Annotated in this window: 1 protein-coding gene; it reads left to right on the forward strand. The window is 47.6% G+C overall.

From position 1 onward, the window contains the following. On the forward strand, nucleotides 1-275 hold a 275-nt coding region (locus tag AC1RPJ_RS08150), incomplete at both ends, for a fimbria/pilus outer membrane usher protein (protein WP_481762905.1).

Raw genomic sequence — 275 nt, forward strand, 5'->3', positions numbered from 1 at the left:
TTGTATGGCGGAACCATGTTAGCCAGCGATTATCGCTCATTTACCCTTGGCACCGGGTGGAACACGCTGATTGGCGCAGTATCTGTCGACGGTACGTTGTCTCATAGCAAGCAGGATAATGGCGATGTTTTTGATGGGGAAAGCTACCAGGTTGCCTGGAATAAATATCTCCCACAATCAGCCACTCATTTTTCTCTGGCAGCGTATCGCTACTCATCACGTGATTATCGCACTTTTAACGATCATGTCTGGGCTAATAATCGGGACAACTATCG

This window comes from Dellaglioa sp. CoH-57-MRSF-17, from assembly GCF_056782015.1.